The following is a 6,429-nucleotide window of genomic DNA, read 5'->3' as shown; positions in this document are numbered from 1 at the left end:
TAAGTAGAAAGAAGTTCACGAACTTCCATTTCTACTAATTCAAGTAATTCTTCATCATCAACAAGGTCACACTTGTTTAAGAATACGATGATGTAAGGTACACCAACCTGACGAGAAAGAAGGATGTGTTCACGAGTTTGTGGCATTGGACCATCAGTCGCAGCACATACAAGGATCGCGCCGTCCATCTGAGCAGCACCAGTAATCATGTTTTTAACATAATCGGCGTGGCCCGGGCAGTCTACGTGAGCGTAGTGACGGATTGGAGAATCGTATTCTACGTGTGAAGTATTAATTGTAATACCACGTGCTTTTTCTTCAGGTGCTGAGTCGATTTGTGAGTAATCTTTCGCTTCACCGCCGTAAGTTTTTGCACAAATAGTTGCAATCGCAGCAGTTAAAGTTGTTTTACCATGGTCAACGTGACCGATTGTGCCCACGTTTACGTGTGGCTTATTACGTTCAAACTTAGCCTTAGCCATGTTTATAGTCCTCGTTTACGTCGAACACAATTCTGAGTAAGACCCAGCATCGACATATCGCCTAAAAAATCAAACACCCAATACTTGAAAAGCAGACTAATAAGCCTGCTTTTTAAATCTTTGTAGAAAATCTACTAAACTGTATCTGGAGCTCTTATCGAGATTTGAACTCGAGACCTCTCCCTTACCAAGGGAGTGCTCTACCACTGAGCTATAAGAGCGATTATCCTTCGATGGAGCGGGAGACGAGGGTCGAACTCGCGACATGCAGCTTGGAAGGCTGCCGCTCTACCAACTGAGCTACTCCCGCACGATGCTGGTATACTTAGCACTTCAATCGAAGTTAATGGTGGTGAGAGAAGGATTCGAACCTTCGAAACTTTCGTAGCGGAGTTACAGTCCGCCCCCTTTGACCGCTCGGGAATCTCACCACTTCACACTTATTTCAGTGTTATTCTTCACTCAACAACTTCACACTTTTAGATGGTGCCGGCACACGGATTCGAACTGTGGACCTACTGATTACAAGTCAGTTGCTCTACCAACTGAGCTATGCCGGCGCTTCTTAGTGTTTCGTACGTTTCGTATCGGAACGGTGTGCAGTTTAGCAAAACTTCCAAACGATGCAAGTGGTTTTTTTAAAAAAATCGCTAAAAACTCATAAAATCAATCCGTTTGACGATAATTCAACCGCTTTGATCACTGCGCGAGCTTTTATTTGTGTTTCATTCCATTCTGATTCAGGGTTTGAGTCAGCAACCAAGCCCGCTCCAGCCTGCACATACACCTTTTTATCACGGATAACACACGTACGGATTGCAATCGACATGTCCATTTCACCATGCCATCCTAAATACCCCACTGCCCCGCCGAAAACGCCTCGCTTAACAGGCTCAACTTCATCAATGATTTCCATTGCACGAATTTTGGGTGCACCAGATAAAGTACCTGCTGGAAAGGTTGCCTTAAATACATCTAAGGCATCGATATCATCACGAACTTCGCCTTGCACATTTGAAACAATGTGCATGACATGCGAATAGCGCTCAATCACCATTTGATCAGTAACTTTGACCTTACCAATTTTAGAAACTCGACCAACATCATTTCGACCAAGGTCAATCAACATTAAATGCTCTGCTATTTCTTTTTCATCAGAAAGTAAATCTTTCTCTAAAGCGATGTCTTCTTCTTTAGTTTTTCCACGCGGTCTTGTACCTGCAAGTGGGCGGACTGTCGCAATACCATTTTCTAGTCGAGAAAGAATTTCTGGTGATGATCCTACAATATGAAATGGTTTGTTATCTGTAATGGTCTGACCCTGCACCAAAAACAAATAAGGTGAAGGGTTTAAATGACGTAAAGCACGGTAAACTTGCAAAGCCTCACCATCAAAGTCCGAAACCATACGCTGGCCTGGAACAACCTGCATAACATCACCCGCACGGATGTATTCTTTAACCTTTTCTATGGTTTCAAGGAACTTAGCCTTACCTGTAATCGATTCAAAATGAGGCGGTGTATGCGGCTTAGCTTGCAAACTCACTGGTGTAGCTAATAACTGCTCTAATTGATCCAACTTTTGCTGAGCATCTTCATAAGCATGTGCCTGCGTTGTATCAGCATGGACAATTAGAAATAAAGTATCTTTAAGGTTATCGAAAACAATGACTGTCTTTGATAGCATCAACCACAAGTCTGGTAACGCAATTGGATCAGCCGCAGGTACATTCTTTAAGCGTGGCTCAATATAACGAACTGCATCATAGCCCAAATAACCAACTAGCCCGCCAGTAAAACTTGGTAATGCCGGCAAAAGCTCAGCTGGTGGCACAGTAAATTGCTTCTGAAATTCACGAATATATTGAAATGGATCTAGACAATCTTCTTGTGTGATCGAACCATCAGCATGCTGTATAGACAAGACCCCTGCATTACATGAAAAAACTGTCGATTCGCCTAAACCGATCATGGAGTAGCGCGCCCAGTTTTCACCACCTTCGACCGACTCAAATAAATAAGCTTGTTTTTGATCCTTAAAACGAGCAAAAACAGATAAAGGTGTTTCCGTATCGGCCAAACGCTGGCGATAAACTGGAATCGTGTTGTAACCTGACGCCTTAAGTTGTTCAAATTGCGCTAATGTAGTCATGAATTTTTCTCTAATATGGTTTCGATTTAAAACGGTGTTTTTCTAGTTTCGATTTAGACACGCCATCGAAAAACCATACGCTTATTCATGCTGATCTCCATTTCACTCATTAGATAATTAACTCAGCCAAACTATCAACCACTTGCTGAGGTTGGCAATCATAGATATTTTCTCCATGATTATAGCCATAGCTAACCACAATACAATCAATTCCCGCGCGGCGTGCAGCCTCAATATCATTACTTGAATCGCCAATCATTAGCGCATGCGAAGCAGATATCTTTAAACTTTGCATACAATGCAACAAAGGCAATGGATGCGGTTTTCTCTCTGGCAAACTATCTCCTCCAAGTACAACTTGAAAATAAGAAGAAAGTTCCAATGCATCAAGTAATCCTTGAGCAAGTTGCACAGGCTTATTGGTAACACATGCCATATGTATATTCAAAGCTTTACAATGCTTTAAAAACTCAGTTACTCCAGGATAAATTTGAGTATTTACACAAAGCTCCGCACCGTATACATCTACAAATTTTTGTAATAAAACTTTATGTTGTTCGGGGTCTAATTTTCCAAATATATGAAGCAAAACACTTTCACAAAGTTTTGAAGCTCCTTTACCCACCCATTCTCGTATTTGTGCTTCAGTTACCGATGGCCAACTTAGCGCGTCTAAACTTAAATTCATGGATCGATATAAATCAGCTGCAGAGTCAACTAACGTTCCATCTAGGTCAAATAAAATTAAATCGCGCTTATTTAGTTGTGCAACAGACATCTTCTTATACTCAAAATTAAAAAGGCATGCGCTTAGCATGCCTTGATTGTAAAAGCACCAACAAATTATTTAAAGAACAACCATGCCAATAAAGCTAAGATTACTAAAATAATAATAGTGATCAAACCAACTGAGGCATTCTTCTGTTGCTCTTTTTCTTGAGTAACACGAGAAACAGGCTCATCAAAGGCAACAGGTGTCTGTTGTAGTTGCACATTAACATCTATCCCTTCTGGGATCGGGGCAGGTTTTGGAATAGAGATATTCTGCGGCATACCATCGCGACTAACTTCTATTTCAGCAGCACGCTCTGTAAGACTTGGCATCCCTTGATCGCTTAAATCTTGAGATGGGGTCGTATTTACAGGTTCTGCTTCAATTTCAGGCAAATCCTCTATTTCCTGCATAGGCGCTAATACAGAAAATTTAAAGCTAGCAAATTGAACGATATCACCATCATGCAGCTGTTTTTCTTGCTCAATACGAATATCGTTTATGAATGTGCCATTCGATGAATTAAGGTCTTGCACCCATAGCAATTGATCTTTTAAAAGCAATGCAGCGTGGCGACGTGAAATTTCAGCAGCTTGTAACAACACATCAGCATCTTGATGGCGCCCTACCAACATATCACGATCAATACTAATTTCTTGGCCAGTAATTTCGCCAGTAATTGCTTGTAATTTCCAAGTCATGCGTATGTCCTATTTCACTTTTTATCAATCATAACATGCTACTACGGTGCTGTGCTTGGACGCAGTGTCGTTGTTGTTACGGTATTTTTAGTACGATTAACTTCAGGTTCAGGCAACTGTAATATTTGTCTTTGAACCGATGGCTCTACAGCCACAGGTGTGGTTACTGTCGAGCTTTTACCACCTGAAGGAACCTGCTGATAATTTTTTGGCTGAGAGGTAATGCTTGGCGGTGTCATCTTTTGGTTATAGACATCATCAACCTGTTCAGGCAATTTGGCAAAGTTGCCATTTCTATCCATCGCCAATTGCAAGCTGTAAAGCTGATTATAGCGCTGCTGAGACAAACGACGCACATCATTTGCATCACCCACAATTGTTGGATGAATAAAAACCAGAAGATTACGCTTCACATTACTTCGGGTATCCGAACGGAATAACCGGCCCAAATAAGGAATACTACTTAATCCAGGAATACCTTGGTTATTAAACTCAACATCATCAGATACCAAGCCCCCTAAAACCACTGTCTGCCCATGCTCAGCTAAAACAGCAGTTTTAATGGCACGCTTATTAGTAATTAGGTCAGCAGCCTGCCCTTTACTTGATTGAACATTAGAAACTTCTTGTTCAACTTCAAGCCTAACTGTCCCACCTTCACCAATGTGAGGGATAACTTTCAAAGTTACCCCTACATCTTTACGCTCGACTGTCGTATAAGGATTTACTGTTCCCGAAGATCCCGTAGAAACAGAACCAGTCACAAAAGGAACATTTTGCCCCACAACAATATAAGCCTCTTCATTATCCATAGTTACAATGGATGGTGTCGAAAGCAAATTTGATTTGGTATTAGTTTTAAGCGCTTGAATTAATGCACCATAAGCCTTACGAGAATTCTCAAAATTTCCTAAAGCGAAAGTTGCGCCATCACCCTTATTTTTACCAGCTGCTATAGCATTTGCAGCACCTGCCGTACCACTTGATAGGTATCCAGCAGCGATAGACGACAAACTAGCGCCTATATTACTAAAGCTAAGAAGACCAATTCCACTAGATAAATCACCTAATGCCCATTGAATTCCAAGCTGATCCGCATCATCACCTGAAACCTCAATAATGGCAGCTTCGATTAAAACTTGCTGGCGACGAATATCAAGTTGTTGGATAGCTGACTCTATTTCACGCATTAATTGTGGATCGGCTTTTACAACAAGTGAATTTTGAGCATTATCCGCAATAATGCTCACACCGCCCTGACTAAAACTTGTAATATTATTTTGGTTACTATTAGAACTACTATTAAGATTAATTGAAGGAGTACTAATTGACGAGCTAGGCGCGCCAGAATTTTGACTATTTCCCATCGAACCATTAGTCGATCCAGAAGAAGCAGCCAAACCACCACTCCCATTTGATGAAGAAACAGCCTGTCCTGTTACAAGACCTTGTAAAATCTCTGATAAATTTTTTGCACTTGCATATTTCAGTCGGAAAACTTTTAAGCCCCCTAAACGATCTGCTGAAGGCACATCAAGCATCTCAATCATGTGGCGAATACGTTTACGCGTTTCAGGGTCACCCTTTACCATAATACGATTCGTTCGATTGTCTGCAATAATACGAATACGTGCGCCACTAAAATCTTTCGAAGCTCCCGTTGCACTCATCGCCTCAAGTTGAGTAATGATTTCTTCTGCCTGACTCGATTGCAAGTTAATGGCTTCAATATCATTTTGCCCCGTACCATCAAGGTTACGAATGATATTTTCAAGTTGGTAGATATTCGCAGCTCGGTCCGAAACAATCAGCGCATTAGTGCCTGCTATCGCAGCCATATGTGCAAATTGCGGCATTAAAGGGCGAAGTGCTGGAATTAAGTCATTTGGATTCGTATTTTCAAGCCAAATGACTCGAGTGACAATTTGATCACCACGCAGTCTATTTCTAGAATCGTAAGGAATTCCCGAATTTTTAACATTGCTATCCGGCACCAGTTTGATGGTGTTCCCAGAAGGAATTGCCACAACCCCATTTACATTTAGGACCCCAAGGAACAGATCATAAACTTCATCTTTATTCAGGGGTTTATTCGATATTACTGTGACATTGCCACGCACTCGCGGATCTACTGCAAAGTTTTTCCCCGTGATGTCTGCAACTTCATTAATAAATGCCGTTAAGTCAGCATCACGTAAATTGATCTTCCATGTCTGGGCATAGGCGCTGCTGCTCACTGTCGCAATCAATGGGGCTGCTGCAAGTAATGCCCAAAGTGGACGTTGATGATTCAATAAAGCCATAACTTGCGATAATTCCTAA

5 protein-coding genes and 4 tRNA genes are annotated in these 6,429 nt (G+C 41.4%); all 9 read right to left on the bottom strand.

What is annotated here, in order from left to right:
* Positions 1-482: GTP-binding protein (locus AC07M3_RS17735; RefSeq protein WP_289391093.1), on the bottom strand; the 482-nt coding region annotated here is incomplete at its 3' end.
* A 146-nt stretch (positions 483-628) separates the two neighbouring features.
* Positions 629-703, bottom strand: a tRNA-Thr gene (locus tag AC07M3_RS17730).
* 13 nt (positions 704-716) lie between these two features.
* Positions 717-792: transfer RNA gene (locus AC07M3_RS17725), tRNA-Gly, on the bottom strand.
* A 37-nt stretch (positions 793-829) separates the two neighbouring features.
* Positions 830-913 (bottom strand) — tRNA-Tyr (locus AC07M3_RS17720).
* Positions 914-966: 53 nt separating this feature from the next.
* Positions 967-1,042, bottom strand: a tRNA-Thr gene (locus AC07M3_RS17715).
* 98 nt (positions 1,043-1,140) lie between these two features.
* The gene (trpE, locus tag AC07M3_RS17710) at positions 1,141-2,634 is read right to left on the bottom strand and encodes an anthranilate synthase component I (protein ID WP_017391174.1); all 1,494 of its coding nucleotides are present in this window, start codon (positions 2,632-2,634) and stop codon (positions 1,141-1,143) included.
* A gap of 109 nt (positions 2,635-2,743) precedes the next feature.
* Positions 2,744-3,412, bottom strand: a complete 669-nt coding sequence (locus AC07M3_RS17705) for a phosphoglycolate phosphatase (protein WP_494567868.1) — start codon at positions 3,410-3,412, stop codon at positions 2,744-2,746.
* Between the two features lie 65 nt (positions 3,413-3,477).
* Complete coding sequence (locus AC07M3_RS17700) at positions 3,478-4,107, bottom strand: FHA domain-containing protein (RefSeq protein ID WP_494567869.1); 630 nt, start codon at positions 4,105-4,107, stop codon at positions 3,478-3,480.
* 41 nt (positions 4,108-4,148) lie between these two features.
* Positions 4,149-6,410 (bottom strand): type II secretion system secretin GspD, encoded by a 2,262-nt coding sequence (gspD, locus tag AC07M3_RS17695; protein ID WP_494567870.1) that lies wholly within the window; start codon positions 6,408-6,410, stop codon positions 4,149-4,151.
* Positions 6,411-6,429: the final 19 nt, after the last annotated feature.

It is taken from the genome of Acinetobacter sp. GW821-FHT09D10, from assembly GCF_059416285.1.
Note: the sequence above shows the minus strand (reverse complement) of the source record. Positions and strands in the feature narration are given on the sequence as shown.